This window comes from Geminocystis sp. M7585_C2015_104, from assembly GCA_015295805.1.
Lineage (GTDB): Bacteria > Cyanobacteriota > Cyanobacteriia > Cyanobacteriales > Cyanobacteriaceae > DVEF01.
Genome location: DVEF01000101.1, coordinates 1 through 16,603 on the forward strand (window position 1 = coordinate 1; position 16,603 = coordinate 16,603).

The following is a 16,603-nucleotide window of genomic DNA, read 5'->3' on the forward strand; positions in this document are numbered from 1 at the left end:
ATGTAACCCCATCATACCCCCGATTGTAGCAAAAAAAGGGGAAACTGTCAAGGGGTGTGGGGAGGAAAGTGGGGGTTTAGAGGGATTGAATGGTTTTTAGGGCTTCTTGGACATGGGCTTTGACGTCGAAGAGAGAGTTGAAAATGTGTCGGATGATGCCGTTTTTGTCGATGACATAGGTGACTCTACCGGGAAGGAAGAAGAGGGCGTTGGGCACACCGTATAGTTTCCTAACCAGGTTGTTTTCGTCACTGAGGAGGGGAAAGGGGAGTTGGTATTTGCCGGCAAATTGGCGATGGGATTGGGGAGAATCACCGCTGATGCCGATAACCTCAGCGCCAGCCTCTTGAAATACTTGGTAATTATCCCTGAATGTACAGGATTCCATGGTACAACCGGGAGTGTCGTCTTTGGGGTAGAAAAACAAGACAACGGCTTTTTTGCCGAGAAAGTCACTAAGACGAACTATCTTACCATCCGCACTGGGCAGGGCAAAATCTGGTGCTTTGTCTCCAACCTTTAAGCTAGTCATAATCTAAAGGAAAATGGCTAATAAGATAATAACTAATTTGAAGATTAATTGTATCTCACCACCCACAGGGGTTATGATAATAAGAGGAGGCTAGATGGCAAGTGGCAAACAGGAATTTATGAATCTAACTTTGGCGTCGTTTTATCGGTTTTTGCCTTTGGAGAATCTGAGGGATTTACAGGAGAAAATGTTGACGTGGTGTAACCAGGAGGGGATAAGGGGCACTATTTTGTTGGCGTCAGAGGGAATAAATGCTAATATTGTGGGGGAAAGGCAAAAGCTGGATGTGGTGATTGACCAGATAAAAAAAATACTCAACTGTGAGGATATAGAAGTTAAATATGCCCCGGTAACAGACTACCCCTTTAGGAAAATGAAGGTGAAAATAAAAAGGGAAATTATCACTTTTGGCCCAGGGGCAAATCCAAATGAAAGGGTGGGCATATATGTGGCAGCAAAGGATTGGAATGACTTAATCTCTCAACCAGATGTAAAAGTGATAGATACTAGGAATGAGTATGAGGTGAAAATTGGAACTTTTAAAGGCGCTATTAACCCCCATATCCACTCTTTTAGACAATTAAGGGAGTATATAGAGAAAAATTTAGAACCCCAGAAAGATACCAAAATAGCAATGTTTTGTACAGGGGGAATTCGCTGTGAAAAGGCGACTGCCTATATGTTAAACAGGGGGTTTAAGGAAGTTTATCACCTGAAGGGAGGTATTTTAAAATATCTAGAGGAAATACCACCAGAAAAGAGTTTGTGGGAAGGGGAGTGTTTCGTCTTCGATGACAGGGTGGCAGTGAAACATGGCCTAGAAAAGGGAAGTTATAAACTGGACAGTAAAACAGGAAATCCTATTCCTATTGAGGGTTAGTGGAGTTTAAGGGAAGGAGAAAATGCTGATATTGGGAGATTTTATCCAACAATTTCCCCCAGAGAGGGATTCCCTGGAATTGACTTTTACTCCCACATCTGTGCCCCTGAAAAAACGCTGGCGAAACAACAGACTATCCGCCCACTTTATAGCAGACTATTTTACCACTTTTTTGCCTCTGGATGACAGTGACGCTGAACAACAAAAGAGAATTCAAGAAAGTAAGTCAGCAGTGTCGTATATAGCAAACGAGTTGTTAGAGAATGCAATGAAATACAATTATGAAGAAGCACAAACACAGGTGAAATTCGGTGTTCATTTTTTGGGCAATGAGAGTCTGATAGCAGTGGTTTTTGCAACTAACGGTATAAGTGCAAAAAGACGGGAGAAATTGGAGAATTTCATCCATAAACTCTTTTCTAGTGATCCGGAACAATTATACATGGAACACATAGAAAAGGCAGCAAATGACTGTCATGAGGAAGAGGATTCCTGCGGGTTGGGATTGTTGACGATGATTAATGATTATAATGCCAAACTGGGGTGGAAATTTGAAGAGGTGAGTAGGGGGGAAAGAAAATTCTATATGGTAACAACAATGGTACAAATAGAGGTATAAATTGGAATATAATAAGTCCAAGTTATTGGAAGGGAAAGTGAAAGGGAAATGGAGAGAAAAAGAATAGAGGGGATAGACTATGTGGTAGAATTTGAGCCGGAGAAAGTTTGTGTGAATTTCAAGGGGGAATTAAGTTTGGGAGGGCCTCAAGAATATTCACCAATAAGAGAATTGTTAGAGGCGGTGGCGGAGGAAGAGCCAGAAAATATGACTATTGATCTGAGGGATTTGCACTTTTTAAATAGTTCCGGAATTAGCATGCTGTCTAAATTCATAATAGGGCTGAGAAAGAGAAAAAAAATTCAACTAACCATACTAGGATCAGAGCAAATACCGTGGCAAAAAAAATCCCTAAAAAACTTCCAAAAGTTCCTCCCAGGACTAAAGTTGGAAATAAGCTAATAGAAGGGGGATGTAGAATTTAATAGCTGAGTTTGGCAAAAAGGGGGGTAAAAAAAAGAGAACTACATACGCCTAAAAGTAGTCCCACCAAAACTTGAAAAGGGGTATGACCCAATAGTTCTTTCAGCCTTTCCTCATTGAATTTCTCATTACGTAGTTCATCCATAATCTGATTAAGAATACGGGCTTGTTTGCCAGCGGCTTGTCTGACACCGGCGGCATCATACATGACAATAAGAGCAAACACAGTGGCAATGGCGAATTCGGGGGAATTCCATCCTAAAGTTTGTCCAACGCCAGTAGCAAGAGCGCCTACAAGAGCAGAATGGGCACTAGGCATACCACCGGTGCTAACAAGGAAACGGAAACTGAATTTACGATGGCTGATGGTATCCACCCAGACTTTAATAATCTGGGCGAGGACACAGGTAAGAAGGGGTATAACAAGTAATTGGTTGGTAAGGATTGCCCTAAAAACGTCCATCATGGGGATTAGTTACTGCGGTTGACGACATACTCGGCAATAGCGCGAAGGGGGGTAGCCTTTTCCCCGTAGAAGGAGAGTTGTTGGATGGCGGCATCAACTAATTCTTGGGCTTTCTGACGGGAGACTTCCACTCCCCACAGTCGAGGATAGGTGGCTTTTTGGGCGGAGACGTCTTTACCGGCGGTTTTGCCTAACTGTTCGGTGGTGGCAGTAACATCCAAGATGTCATCTATAATTTGGAAGGCTAAACCGATGTTTTGGGCATAAACAGAAAGACGTTGTAAATCTTCCTGTTGAGCGCCAGCTAAGACTGCCCCACAGGAGACACAGGCTTCCAGGAGGGCACCAGTTTTACGACGGTGGATGGAAGTCAACATTTCTGCGGTGATGTCAGTTTTCCCCTCGCATTCTAAGTCTAACACTTGCCCTCCTACTAGTCCCTTTGCACCCACGGCTTCACCGAGAATAGCCAAAACCCTTACTACCCTTTCTGGTGGTACTCCAGTAGTATTTTTAGCGACATATTCAAAGGAATAAGCCAACAAACCATCCCCTGCCAGGATAGCAATGTCTTCCCCATAAACCTTGTGGTTTGTAGGACGCCCTCTCCTATAATCATCATTGTCCATGGCAGGCAAATCGTCATGGATCAGAGACATGGTGTGTATCATTTCTAGGGCGATGGCAGTGGGCATAGCCACCTCTTCCGTTTGCCCTAACAATTCTGCAGTAGCCAGACACAAAATGGGGCGTAGACGCTTACCCCCCGCCAGGAGGGAGTAACGCATGGCCTCATATATTTTAGCAGGATCGCCTATGGGCAAGGAGGCATCCAGTGCTCTTTCTATCTTTTCCTTCTTTTCCTGGAGATACTGTTGTAGGTTGAAGTGCTCGGTGTTGCCTGTGGGTTTTACTCCTAATGGTATCATTGTGGGAACTTGAGTTACACAATAGAGAGGCTTTGTAGTCAATTATCAACGATTGGGGACGATAGATCAAGAAAGTGGGGTAGAGGGGATATAATATTGCATTTGCCAAGTGTAGATACTGTGTATAGTAGGAAATGTTTGAGAAGATAACGCCTCCAGAGAGGGGGGGGAAGATTCAGTTTAACAATGGACAGCCCATAGTGCCCGATGAGCCTATAATTCCCTATATTAGGGGGGATGGGATAGGAGTGGACATTTGGCCTGCCACAGAGAGGGTGATTGATGCGGCGGTGGAGAGGGCCTATGGTGGCAAGAGGAAGATACATTGGTTTAAGGTGTATGCGGGGGATGAGGCTTGTGAGAAATATGGGGCTTATCAGTACCTCCCCGAGGATACCATCAATGCCATTAGAGAATATGGTATAGCCATAAAGGGACCGTTAACTACACCTGTAGGTGGGGGGATTCGCTCATTAAACGTAGCCTTAAGACAGATTTTTGATCTATACGCCTGTGTACGTCCTTGTCGTTATTATGAGGGCACACCATCCCCCCATAGGAATCCAGAAAAGCTAGATGTGATTGTTTACAGAGAGAATACAGAAGATATCTACTTGGGGATAGAATGGCAGGAGGGGTCAGAAATAGGACAGAAACTCATTAAAATTCTGAACGAGGAGTTAATACCTGCTACCCCTGAACACAAAAACAAGAGGATTCCCCCGGATGCCGGCATTGGAGTTAAACCCATCAGTAAAAGGGGTAGCCAAAGGTTGATTCGTCGTGCTATCCAACATGCCCTCAGACTCCCTAAACCCAAACGGGTGGTGACTTTAGTACACAAAGGTAACATCATGAAGTACACAGAGGGAGCATTTCGTGACTGGGGGTATGAGTTGGCCACCACGGAATTTCGGGCAGACTGTGTTACCGAGAGGGAATCCTGGATTTTAAGCAACAAGGAGGCCAATCCTCACATCACCATTGAAGAGAATGCCCGTCAAATAGAACCGAGTTATGATACCCTCACTCCCGAAAAACGAGCTCAGGTGTGTGAGGAGGTGAAAAGGGTATTAGACTCCATTTGGACTACCCATGGCAATGGCCAATGGCGGGATAAAGTCCTGGTCAACGACCGGATTGCTGACAATATTTTTCAACAAATCCAAACTCGTCCCGAGGAGTATTCCATCCTAGCCACCATGAATTTGAACGGGGATTACCTCTCCGACGCGGCGGCTGCTATTGTTGGCGGCTTAGGCATGAGTCCTGGTGCCAACATTGGTGACAATTGTGCTATATTTGAGGCGACCCATGGCACAGCCCCCAAACATGCGGGGTTAGACAGGGTAAATCCCGCTTCTCTGATTCTCTCCGGGGTGATGATGTTGGACTTCATGGGTTGGCAGGAGGCTGCTGATTTAATTCGTCATGGTATTAGTAGGGCCATTGCTTCCAGACAGGTCACTTATGATTTAGCCCGTCTTATGACTCCCCCCGTCTCTCCCCCCTTAAAATGTTCTGAGTTTGCCCAGGCTATTATCCATCATTTTTCCTCTTAACCCAGGGTTTACAACTGGATATTAACACTTAATATTTGGCCCTTGGAGGCCTATTTTTTTTAGACCATCTCGTCAGAAACCCCGGGGAAACTTTAAGAAAAATTAGTAAAAAAAAGGTAAAAATAAGGGATAATACTGATTGCAGCTGGAGGAAAAACAATTAACATCGTAGCTAGGGAGGGAGACAGAGAGGAAAAACATGAAGACGGGATTGCTCATGAGTGGGAAGACGGAAGCCAGAGTGGAAAAGCCCTGGTGGAATCGTCCTCTGATTGGGGAGAGGACACTATGTGAGTATTTATTTAAAGGCCATTCCCGTCTGCAGATTTGTAAGGAGGTAGTCTCTCTCCACGATTATTATTTAGAAGTTTTAGGGGGGGTCACTGTTAATTTAAGGGCACTTTTTAACGAAAAATTCAGCCAGCCTGGTTTTCTTATTTTTGCTCGCCTTCAGGCCTATTTTCAGCGGTATTATGAGTCTAACAATCACTACATTTTGGTGGGGAAGGAGTTGTTCAAAACTGTAATAGACAACATAGAAATTCTGCAGAAAATTCAGAGTATAGAAGATACTGCTACCAGCGAAGAAGCCCAAGAATTTTTCCAGGAGGTATTCAGGCTAGTAAGGGAGAATCATCACAAATTAATCTTTCAGGAAAAACTCAACAAACTGGAGACACAATTCCGGGGAAAAGTGGAAGATGAAAAAGAGCAGAAATTGATAAGCAACTATAGTAGCTGTTACCGCAAAGTATCGGAGATAGACAGTTTAATTAACTTCATCGAGTTGTTAAAAACAGAAAAGCTAAACAACTGGGAGGTGTTTGCTAAAATCAAAAAGTTTCTCCACTGTCAACAGGTGGAATCCTTGGAGACTTTGAAACCCCTATTGTTGTTTACAAAAACAGAGGAAACATTTTTCCTCTCCCTGGCGGATAGGATTCTACACATGAGAGAAGATAAGGAGACTCAGCTGACAAACATAGCAAGAATTATCCAATATATAGGGTTAAATGACAAATACGCCCAGATTTATCCTCAATTCCAGCTATTTCTCCGCCAGTTGAGGAAATGGGAAAAGGTGTACCATTCTATCACCTCCATCAGAAATCAGTATGACGGCAATCAATTTATTATCCCCCCCAGTTTCAAAACCAGACTACCAGGGTTTGAATTATATAAAACCTACCATGACTATCTGGAACATGCCCATTTTGTCAAGATGATCTATTAGCAAATAAACAATAGTTTAAATATTTCCTCAGGCCTTATAGTTCCCCTGCTAGAATTAACAATAGGCCTATAAAAACTAATTCTCATGTCAGCCATGGGGAAACTCACAAAGAGGTATAGTGGGGCGGGGGTTGGTTTTGCTACCATTATGGTTTTTTGCTGTGTATCTCTCCTCCACAGTCAGACTACTATAGCTACAACCACAACTACGACTATCATAAAGCCCAATAGCCAAGCCGGCAGGGAGAAACTAAACCCCGGGTTGAAATTAAAACTGCCACCCCCCCCGCCAACTGGTACACCCATAGGTAGTAATAGAAGCCAAACCAGGGGTGCAACACGCTCGATTTCCACCTGTAATCTAAGCAATCCTTTATTAGTGGCCTTAACTGCCAATCAGGGGAATGACTACACTCTCCATCGCTACCCCCATTTTTGGTTTTACCTACTTGTCCCTACCACTAAGATAACAAATCTGGAATTCACTCTTAAAGACACCACCAACCAAAAAATGACTTACCACCCACCCCTTGAGGCTGATTCCACCGGCTTATTCAGGATTTCTCTTCCTAAGAAAACTGAATTTGCCCTAAAGGATGGGGAAAACTATACTTGGGAGTTGAAAATAGTCTGTCAGGAGGGGAAACGCGGGGTAGAGGCAACAGTGACGGGAGGCATTCAAAAATTGGCAACCACCCCCGAATTGGAGTTGCAACTCAGTAAATTGTCTCCCCTGGAAAGATATGAACTCTATAGAGATAATAACTTATGGTATGATGCCGTGGACGAACTGGCACGATTGTATCAGGACAATATAGACAACCTTGTTATCAGGGAAAAATGGCAGAGTCTGTTGAAACTTCTACAATTACAAGATCTGTCTTTTCAGCCTAAGGGCGGTTAGTATAACAGTTGATTTCAAGAAAAATAGCCACACACCATGCAGCCGAGAAATGACTTAATGGACTTGTTTTCCACCTTTATACAATTTTCTGGGGATAGGTTTGGGGGATGGCTAACCGATTTTAGACTTAGGAGGAATATAGAAAAAATTCTTCAACAGGAGGAATCCAGAAGCATCAACGAGAAATTCTTAGCCCTCCACTTCTATAGACAATGGCTTCATTGCCCCAATTCCCTAGCAAGAAACCATCTCCTCGCCTATCTGCAAGAACCCTGTTATTTGACCGCCCTGAACGTTTTTAGGAAATTTCCTCATCTTCCTTATACTTTATCAGATTATTTTCAAATTTGCATAGCTAACTATGAAGAAATACTAAGATACTATAAACCAGCCCAGGGCACATCCCTAGTGGGTTTTGCCAGGGTGGGATTCAGGACAATACTTAATAATAGTTTAAGACAAAAGGCAGCGGCAGACATTTGCACCGACTGGGCGTTGTTGCGCAAAACCAGTAAAAAGAGGCTAATTGCCAGTCTAAAAGAGGCGGGGTTAGATAGTCTTACTATACAACAGTACTGTTTACTTTTCAGCTGTTTTCAGAGAATTTACACCCCTAATGACAAGAAAACGTCTCAGAAGCTAACATCGCCGCCGCCGGATGTTTGGGAGAAAATCATTGCTGCCTACCAACAACAGCTGAAAAATTATCCCCAATTATCAGAAAACACAACCCAACTAGAGCCGGAAAAATGTGCCAAAATACTAAAATACTGTGCCCTACTTATCCGCCAGTATTTATATCCAAAAACAGTTTCCCTAAATGCCGCTATTAACCAAGAGGAATCCGGGGAGTTATTAGAGACAATTGCCTCTGAGAAATCCTCTCCCCTCCAACAAATTATAGACGCCGAAGAAACCGCTATAAGGGGTAGAATTTACATAGACATCCAACAGATACTCACGGAAAGTCTTCGAAAACTTCCCTCTGAATTGTCACGAATACTCGAATTGTACTATAGGGATAATCTTACTCAAAAACACATTGAGCAGCAAACGGGTATAAAACAATACAATGTCTCCCGCAAATTGGCAAAAGCAAGGGAGATACTTCTAAAGAATCTAATGGCTTGGGTTAAGGATAACCTGAGCATTGATACAAATATAGATGACATTAAATATTTGGATACAATCTTGGAGGGATGGCTGATTAAACATTACAACTCCTAGAATTTTTTTACACGAATGTATTTTTTTGTATTTTTAGACATTTTAAAGGCAATTCATATTAAGAAAAGTAAAGGGTATAAAATAGAAAAAATATAAGGGTTATAATCGAGAAACAAGATGAAGAAGCCGGAGGGAAGTCATGACAAGAACATTTGTAGAATTCACCCCAGAATATCATACGGGGAATCAAAAAATAGACAAAGAACACCAACAATTGTTTACAATTATTAACAGACTGCACAGTGCCATGAAAGAAGGCAAAAGTAAAATCATATTGGGAGAAATACTGGATGAGTTGTTAGAGTATACTGTAAAACATTTCACCGATGAGGAGTTATACATGTTATCTTATAACTATCCTCGTTATCACGAACACAAGAAAATCCACCAAGAATTGACGGAGAAGGTGAAAAAATTTCGACAAGAGTTTATGGCGGGTAACAGTTTTATCAGTGTAGAATTGCTGCTTTTCCTCAATAACTGGTTAGCCAGCCACATCAAAGTGGAAGACTTCGCCTACATGAAACACATCAGAGAAGTGGAGAAAAACAAACAAGTAGAAGCCGGATGATTCTGATTGCCAGTTGTTGTCGATACGAACTAGTTTAGGGGGGTTGTTAAGACTCTCTTTTTTTTTGCGGTTTATTTCCAGTCATCAAAAATGGGTTATTATATTAGCAGTATTGTCTAGTGAGTAGGTTATGTTGTGACCGGGTTGAAGGCTAAAACAATTAAATTAAAGAGAGGAACAAATAAAGGAAGGGGAGGAGAAAATTTCGACGACATTTAACTCAACGGCATTTAAAGAGTTACCGGGTATGGGAGAACATTCCAATTCTCAACATATATTGACAATAAAATACGGGGATGTTGTCCAGAGAATATCATTGAATCAAGAAGTATATTCAGTGGGGCGTCATTCCAGCAATAAAATTGTAATTCATCACCCGATAGTATCTCGCTTTCATTGTACCATTTTGCCGGTGAAATACAAGGGAGAAGCACAACAAAATTTGTTTTGGATTATAGACGGGGATTTAAAGGGCAACAGGAGCAGCAATGGAATTTTTGTCAACGGAAATAAAATCCTCTCCCATGAATTAAAAACCGGGGATATAATTCACATTGGCGGAGAGGAAATAGAAATGACCTATGAAATAATTGAGGGATTTAAACAGGATTCACTCTCAGTCACAACACCCCCTCCTATAGACTCAGAAGGGGAAGTAAATGGGTTGGAACAAAAGTCTACCCTGTTGAAAAAGGCGGGTTCTGATACAACAGTGCCTGAAAAAACAAAAGGAAATGGGGTAAATTTCTTCCTAAATGAAATCCTTTTTATTCTTGAACAAAGCCAATACCAGTTATCCTGTCCCCAATTGAAGATTAGTAGCGACAATAAGTTAATAGAAGCCAATGATATTTTCCGAGAGACATTTCCCCATATCGAATTAGACGAAAACCAAAATCCCTTCCTAAAAAATGCATGGCTGGAATTGGAAAAAAGCAGAAAAGATTTCTCAGTGAGGGAGGTGGAATATGAGGGGAAAATATATAGCCAGTATCTGAGATACACCCCAGATAGAAAAGCCATAAATTCCTACATTTTCTCCTTCTGCGACAGATACAATCAGGAGAAGACTCTAAGAGAAAATGAGGAGAAATATAGGGCAATAGTAAGACAAATATCTGAGGGTATTATACTAGTAGATCCGGCTACAAAAAAAATAATAGAAGCCAATCCCGCCTACTGTAGTCTGGTGGGTTATAAACAGGAAGAAATAGTCAGTCTAAGAATATATGACGTGGTGGCCACAGATCCAGAGATAAATGATAATATTATAGGGAAGGTGCAAAGGGAGCGTCTAAATATAACCCAAGAGTCAGTACACCGTCACCGCGGCGGCAGTTTGATAGATGTAGAAGTGAATGTTAGCACAATTTGTTATGGGGCGAAGGAATACATTTGTTATGCGGTGAGGGACATCACGGAGAGAAAAATGGCAGAGGGGTTATTATACTACCAAGCCTCCCATGACTGGCTAACCCGCTTGGGAAACAGGAGTCTATTCAACGATAAACTCCAAAAAGCAATTGCCCGGGCTCGGAGGTATAATGGCAGTCTAGCAGTAATTTTCATCGATTTAGATCGCTTCAAGAATATCAATGATACACTGGGTCATGACGTGGGGGATCGTTTTTTACAGCAAGTAGCCATCAGACTCAAAAATTCTCTAACAAGCCGGGATACAATTGCCAGATGGGGGGGGGATGAGTTTACCATCCTGTTGCCGGAAATAACAAACCCTGAGGATGTTGCCATTGTTGCCAAAAGGATATTTGAAAGCTTTCAACAGCCGATTGTGGTTGCCGAATATCAACTCTACTGTCATCTGAGTATGGGTGTTGCCATATATCCCCAGGATGGCGAAACCCCAGAAACCCTAGTAAGAAATGCGGATGTAGCCTTGTATCGCAGTAAAGACAATGGTGGCAACCAGTATCAATTTTACAACCCCTCCATGAATCAGAGAAAAGAAGACTCCCTGCATTTAGAAACACATCTGTATCGTGCCATCGAAAATAAACAACTATACTTAGTATATCAGCCCCAGATTAATATTCACTCCGGACAAGTAGTAGGAGTAGAAGCCTTACTCCGGTGGCTACATCCCGAGTGGGGGATAATCTCACCGGCAGACTTTATTCCCATTGCCGAAGAAACGGGTTATATTAACACCATTGGCGAGTGGGTTTTATACACAGCTTGTCTAGACCACAAGAGATGGCAAGAAGCTGGCCTACCTCCCATAAAGACAGCCATTAACCTGTCTGCCAGACAGTGTCAACCCAGTTTACTTCCCACCATTAAGGGGATCATCAGAGAAACGCAAATAGATCCAAATCATTTGGAGTTAGAAATAACGGAGACGACTATTATAGCCCATCCCGATTTAACAAGGGAAATATTACAGGAATTGACGTTAATGGGGATTTCAATCGCGATTGACGATTTCGGCGCCGGTTATTCTTCTCTTAGTTATTTGAAGAAATTTCCGTTTAAGAAAATAAAAATAGATCAGAGTTTTGTGGGAGAATTAAAAGAGGATTCTCCGGAAGACGTGGCGATTATTTCAGCAATAATTACCCTAGGGAAGGGATTTAATTTGGAAGTGGTGGCGGAGGGGGTAGAAAATACACAACAGGCTGGCTTACTGGAAAGACTGGGTTGTAAGATAATGCAGGGTTATTTATTCAGTAAGCCTCTGTTGGCAGAGGAGATAATTCCCTTCATAAAAGGCAAAATTTGAAGACACCCCCACCCCACCTGAAATCCAACCCCCACAGGGAGTGGGAAAATAGGAATATAAAAGACAGGGAAAAGAAAAAGGGGTGTTTGGATGTCAGTTATTGCTTTTGTCTGCTTCAATCTCCTGCTTTGGCAAACGATTGCTACCTTTATTCTTCTTAGAAATTTTATTGACAAACTAGGGCGACGATACCGTATAATCCCAACAGTACCCCATCTGGGTTTGATTGGCAAGGTAAGTGTTATTATAATACCTGCCGGTGACGATAAGAATATCTACCGTTTGTTGGCAGGAATTTCCAGACAAAGTTATGAGGTAAGGGAAATCCTTGTCTTGGCTACCCGTGATTGTTTTAAAAACGAGAACATAAAAGTATTATCAGAGAAGGACCCTAGGATTAGATTTCTTGATGTCAACAATGGCATGTTAGACTCAGGACTTTATAATGTTTCCAGAAGGAGTGAATGGGTGTTGGTGGTAAGGGGGGGGGATTATATTCATAAAAATTTGGCATCTAGTGTTTTAAGTTTTGCCTTGAAGCAAAATTGTGAAGTAGTTTATCTGTTACCCAAATTTATTCTCCGGCGGGGGTGGAAAGACTTGCCATTAGCTTTATGGTTAAGTGGGTGGTATACACTTGGTGGTGGCATTGCCAACTACTGTGTTTTACTGAAAAGACAATTATCACAATCCTCTAACAACAATAAGATTCTAGGCAAAGGCAATTATAGGCAGGTTGTGGCTGATGGCAGTGATTTAGTTAAAATAAACATCTTTGGGGGGTTAAAGGACTATAATAGGGGATTGGTACTGGAAATGGGATACTGCCAGTGTGTCTTCTCGATTTTAGTACAGACTTTGCCACTGCCACTGTTGTTGACGTTGACGGGGTTATGGTTATATCATCACTATGACTTTTTAACTTTTCGCCTCTTGTTTTTTCTAAATTTTTTCCTTTTTATCCTTCGGCTGGTGATACAAACAGCTGTTATTCCTGCCATCCAATTCCCAGAGGAAAAGATAAACATTTGGTTTTTCTTCCCTCCCTTTGCAGACATTCTTGCCACCATTCAGTGGTTTTTCCCACTTAATCTTAACGCTCCTAAGACCGACGTATTTTGGTAAGATAAAGATGTCAGTTATTAGTAGTTTTCTCGGCAGAAAAAAACAGAAAATATCGGATTTTTTAATGAACGTAGGGATTGCTATTACAATTACCTTTGTGACGATGGCGATTCTAGCTCCTATGTTACAAAAATGGGGATTGATTCAAAACCCAATACAATCCCTTGCAAATCCAATAAATCACCCCCCTAATGGCAAATACTGGTTTGGCACAAATGCACAGGGTTATGATGTTTTTTCAAGGACAATTTTTGGTACACAAGCGGCAATTGAGGTGGTGATTTGTGCTACCCTATTGAGTTTAAGTATTGGGGTGCCTCTAGGATTAATTAGTGGGTATTTAGGAGGGAGAATAGATAGAATAATTCTGTTTTTGATGGATACAATCTACACCCTTCCTGGCTTACTGTTATCTGTAACCCTAGCATTTGTGGTGGGGAGGGGAATTCTAAATGCGGCAATAGCCCTATCTATCTCCTATGTCCCCCAATATTATAGGGTTATCAGAAATCAAACCACTAGTGTTAAAACGGAATTGTATGTGGAAGCTGCCAAGGCAATGGGGGCGTCTGCCATCAGGATATTATACAAACATATCTTCCTCAATGTGGTGCAAAACATCCCAGTGCTCTTTACATTAAATGCCGCTGATGCTATCCTGATACTAGGGGCATTAGGTTTTTTGGGACTGGGATTACCCGAAGATGTGCCAGAATGGGGGCATGATTTAAAAATGGCCTTAGACGGATTGCCCACAGGGGTGTGGTGGAGTGCGTTATTCCCTGGCTTAGCAATGACAATACTCGTAACAGGATTGTCTTTGTTGGGGGAGGGGTTGAGTGAAAAATTACACCCCCATGATTAGGGGCTGTCCTGAAATTATAACAACGATAATCATTTTTTTTATTTCTCCGGGCAAGGGAAATGGAAAGAGGGAGGAAAGGGAAATTAGAAAACCTGAATCCACTCTTTAATCTCGTATTCTGTCCAAATACCATTTTGCCAGTAGGGGTCTGATTCTACTAGCTTTCTTACAACATCTTCACTTTCTGCCTCATAAATAGCAAAAACCTTGGTATTATCCTTGGTGGGACCTATGGTGACTAGGATACCCTGTTCTTTTTGTTTTTGTAAACCCTCTAAATGTGCCTGACGGTATGGTATTCTCCTTTCTAGAGCGTTTTCACAATAGCTTCCAAACAACACATATTTTGGCATAGATTTTCTTCCCTGATTCTACCACTGAACGCTACAAGTGTTAAGAGCCTATACCACAGCCTGTCTGTTATTATAAAAGGGCGATGATAGGGCATAATTGTAACTCCTAGTCAGACAGTCCATATTTAAATTCTGCCCCACATGAGCACAGTATCTTTGTGCCATTGCGGTGGCTTCTGTAGAGGTAAAAGGTGCCTTCCCCTCAATCCATCTTTTTATGACTGCAACACATCTATTTTGGTAAGTATTCTCCTGTGGAATTTGAGACAATAATGGTAGGGCTTTTACTGTATTCAATAGCAAAACCATAGAGAATAATGGGGTGATTTTCCTAAGGGGAAAAAGTGTCATCTCTGCCGCCTCCTGCCGGGGAATAACAACTAAACCGATTTGGGAGATTTTTATATTTCTCCTACTTGCCATTATAACAGCTAGGTCCAGTTACTAACGGGGGGTGACTGTCTAGTGTCTGGTGCAAAGGCAAGCCAGAGGGGGTATTTTAAAAGAGAGAGACTCACCTTGTCATCACTCAAATCCATGATTACTAGGGGTAGATAATTCTCTGCCACAAGCCTATCACCCCTCTGGAGCAAAGCATCAGTAGTTTCAAAGAGAGCTACACCGCGGTTTGGGCCAAAATCACTACGGGAGATGCCCAGACAGTCTTGCAAACCCCGTCGCCACTCCCCCAGTTTTTCTGGTGTGTCTGCCAGTAACAACACACGCACCCTGTCCCCATATAAATGGTATAGGATGGATATGATGGCCGATGCCACGAGTATATTTTGTAGTCTTGTGGAAAGACTCGGTACTGCTCCTCTACCGCCGAGGGAGAAAAACCAAGTAGCCACCCTTTCCGCCTGAAGTGGCTCAAAAGTGCGACGTAGTTGCCAAGGAGGGCCATAATAGTCGGGTTTTGTGCGATACTGGTCTAAAAGACGACGAATCTGTCTAGTTTCTTCCCTAAATGCCTTTTCTACGAATTGGGGTGTGGCGGGTGTCACTGTTGCCGTCGGTGAGGTGGGTTTTACTTCAACGGGGGTTGGCGAGGGTGGTGATAGGTTGATTTCTTCTGCCGCCGCCACCAATTCTTGCAAACTGCCTATCAGATAGTCTTTAAATCCCTGTAGTCGGATAGCTAACTCCTGGGATATCCCTAGGAAATTCCGTTTTATTTCCTGTTCGATTTTTTCTTTCCTCCTCTCTAATTTCTCTATGGCGATTTCCAGATTTCTTCTCTTGTTTTCCAATTCTGCCAACCCATTTTCTACTATTTTGCCTATGGCTTTGCTTATCTCCTCCTGTTGTCTTATCAACTCATTTTTCCTGCTGATTAAATCATTTATTTCTGCCAATATGCTTTCTTTATCCAATTGGATATCTTCCCATTTTTTCTCTTGAAAAGAGGCACTTTTTTCGGTAAGAGGGATATTCTCGGAAGCGGTGTTTTTCTGTTGTGGAGTTTCAGTGGCTATGGTATTTGTGTCAACGTCGGGATTTTCTTGTTGAGGCAATAAATTCTCCTGGGAAAGACTTGTTTCTTGACTGGCTTGATGTGGGGAATCTTCTCCGGTTGGATTGGTTTCTATATTGAAGCGACTGCCATCCCCCTCCTGATTTTGTTTTTCCCAAATATCATCGTCATCCTCGAAGTTTTCAAAATTCATAGTATTGTTTTTTTCTTTACCAGAGGCTTGAAAGTTGGACATAAAACATGACAACTAAAACCTGGACTATTTTATTATACAATTATTGCCGTCTAGGAGCAGGCACATGAGTTTCTAAACACTCTTGGAGGGTAACGGCATCAAAAATAATGGGCAACAAGTGAATGCTTTTTACCTCCTTAAAGTAAAATATAATTGGCAGGCCGGGCCAAAAAATTAGCCAATTCTCCCAGTCTTGATAGGGGAATACTCTGATTTTAGCACCCCCCCGATATACTTCCAGGGCTGTGGGTGTAAATCGCAGTCTAATGATACTGGTTTGAAGAAAAAGAAAAATGCCGAAGAGGGTAAGCAACAACCCCAACCACCAAAGGAAAACAGTTAATGCCACCCCCATGAGGATTATAACCGATGAGAGGGCGTAACGGGGAGCCAATTCCACAGTGCCGCCAGTAGAGATTTTTTTATTCACGGACAACACGAGTCAATGATATCATGTCAACTTTG

At 42.2% G+C, this 16,603-nt stretch carries 18 protein-coding genes; 11 read left to right on the plus strand and 7 right to left on the minus strand.

Features of this window, described 5'->3' with window-relative positions; all coding sequences use genetic code 11:
* Positions 1–76 precede the first annotated feature (76 nt).
* On the minus strand, positions 77–532 hold the full coding sequence (locus IGQ44_12110; protein HIK38720.1) for a peroxiredoxin: 456 nt from the start codon (positions 530–532) through the stop codon (positions 77–79).
* 118 nt (positions 533–650) lie between these two features.
* Here IGQ44_12110 and IGQ44_12115 point away from each other — a divergent pair, with 118 nt between their 5' ends.
* Genes IGQ44_12115 through IGQ44_12125 form a run of 3 tightly spaced genes read left to right on the plus strand, consistent with a single transcriptional unit; the run spans position 651 to position 2,433 of the window.
* On the plus strand, positions 651–1,412 hold the full coding sequence (locus IGQ44_12115; GenBank protein HIK38721.1) for a rhodanese-related sulfurtransferase: 762 nt from the start codon (positions 651–653) through the stop codon (positions 1,410–1,412).
* A 22-nt stretch (positions 1,413–1,434) separates the two neighbouring features.
* The gene (locus IGQ44_12120) at positions 1,435–2,031 is read left to right on the plus strand and encodes an ATP-binding protein (GenBank protein HIK38722.1); all 597 of its coding nucleotides are present in this window, start codon (positions 1,435–1,437) and stop codon (positions 2,029–2,031) included.
* A gap of 48 nt (positions 2,032–2,079) precedes the next feature.
* On the plus strand, positions 2,080–2,433 hold the full coding sequence (locus tag IGQ44_12125) for a hypothetical protein (GenBank protein ID HIK38723.1): 354 nt from the start codon (positions 2,080–2,082) through the stop codon (positions 2,431–2,433).
* Positions 2,434–2,452: 19 nt separating this feature from the next.
* Here IGQ44_12125 and IGQ44_12130 read toward each other — a convergent pair whose 3' ends face one another.
* A complete protein-coding gene (locus IGQ44_12130) occupies positions 2,453–2,920 on the minus strand; it encodes a divergent PAP2 family protein (protein HIK38724.1) in 468 nt (155 codons plus the stop codon).
* A 5-nt stretch (positions 2,921–2,925) separates the two neighbouring features.
* The gene (locus tag IGQ44_12135; GenBank protein HIK38725.1) at positions 2,926–3,849 is read right to left on the minus strand and encodes a polyprenyl synthetase family protein; all 924 of its coding nucleotides are present in this window, start codon (positions 3,847–3,849) and stop codon (positions 2,926–2,928) included.
* Positions 3,850–3,983: 134 nt separating this feature from the next.
* Between IGQ44_12135 and IGQ44_12140 the strand changes: the two genes are divergently transcribed.
* From IGQ44_12140 to IGQ44_12175, 8 genes are all read left to right on the plus strand, one after another.
* Entirely contained in the window at positions 3,984–5,411 is a 1,428-nt protein-coding gene (locus IGQ44_12140) for an NADP-dependent isocitrate dehydrogenase (GenBank protein HIK38726.1), read from the plus strand.
* A 199-nt stretch (positions 5,412–5,610) separates the two neighbouring features.
* A complete protein-coding gene (locus IGQ44_12145) occupies positions 5,611–6,645 on the plus strand; it encodes a hypothetical protein (protein ID HIK38727.1) in 1,035 nt (344 codons plus the stop codon).
* Positions 6,646–6,738: 93 nt separating this feature from the next.
* Positions 6,739–7,548 carry a DUF928 domain-containing protein gene (locus tag IGQ44_12150; GenBank protein ID HIK38728.1) on the plus strand — a complete coding sequence of 270 codons (810 nt, stop codon included), beginning with the start codon at positions 6,739–6,741 and terminating at the stop codon, positions 7,546–7,548.
* A gap of 36 nt (positions 7,549–7,584) precedes the next feature.
* Positions 7,585–8,775, plus strand: a complete 1,191-nt coding sequence (locus tag IGQ44_12155) for a sigma-70 family RNA polymerase sigma factor (protein ID HIK38729.1) — start codon at positions 7,585–7,587, stop codon at positions 8,773–8,775.
* Positions 8,776–8,914: 139 nt separating this feature from the next.
* A complete protein-coding gene (locus IGQ44_12160) occupies positions 8,915–9,346 on the plus strand; it encodes a hemerythrin family protein (GenBank protein HIK38730.1) in 432 nt (143 codons plus the stop codon).
* A 247-nt stretch (positions 9,347–9,593) separates the two neighbouring features.
* The gene (locus IGQ44_12165) at positions 9,594–12,086 is read left to right on the plus strand and encodes an EAL domain-containing protein (GenBank protein HIK38731.1); all 2,493 of its coding nucleotides are present in this window, start codon (positions 9,594–9,596) and stop codon (positions 12,084–12,086) included.
* A gap of 90 nt (positions 12,087–12,176) precedes the next feature.
* Positions 12,177–13,211: a hypothetical protein gene (locus tag IGQ44_12170; protein ID HIK38732.1), complete on the plus strand. Its 1,035-nt coding sequence runs from the start codon at positions 12,177–12,179 to the stop codon at positions 13,209–13,211.
* Between the two features lie 7 nt (positions 13,212–13,218).
* On the plus strand, positions 13,219–14,076 hold the full coding sequence (locus IGQ44_12175; protein HIK38733.1) for an ABC transporter permease: 858 nt from the start codon (positions 13,219–13,221) through the stop codon (positions 14,074–14,076).
* An 83-nt stretch (positions 14,077–14,159) separates the two neighbouring features.
* Here the strand turns inward: IGQ44_12175 and IGQ44_12180 are convergent, their stop codons facing one another.
* The 4 genes from IGQ44_12180 to IGQ44_12195 form a co-directional block, all read right to left on the minus strand.
* Positions 14,160–14,429 (minus strand): YciI family protein, encoded by a 270-nt coding sequence (locus IGQ44_12180; protein HIK38734.1) that lies wholly within the window; start codon positions 14,427–14,429, stop codon positions 14,160–14,162.
* A 48-nt stretch (positions 14,430–14,477) separates the two neighbouring features.
* Positions 14,478–14,852 carry a hypothetical protein gene (locus IGQ44_12185; GenBank protein HIK38735.1) on the minus strand — a complete coding sequence of 125 codons (375 nt, stop codon included), beginning with the start codon at positions 14,850–14,852 and terminating at the stop codon, positions 14,478–14,480.
* A gap of 8 nt (positions 14,853–14,860) precedes the next feature.
* Positions 14,861–16,096: a DUF3086 domain-containing protein gene (locus IGQ44_12190; protein HIK38736.1), complete on the minus strand. Its 1,236-nt coding sequence runs from the start codon at positions 16,094–16,096 to the stop codon at positions 14,861–14,863.
* Positions 16,097–16,178: 82 nt separating this feature from the next.
* Positions 16,179–16,493, minus strand: coding sequence for a DUF3119 family protein (locus IGQ44_12195; protein ID HIK38737.1), 315 nt, complete (start codon positions 16,491–16,493; stop codon positions 16,179–16,181).
* Positions 16,494–16,603 lie beyond the last annotated feature (110 nt).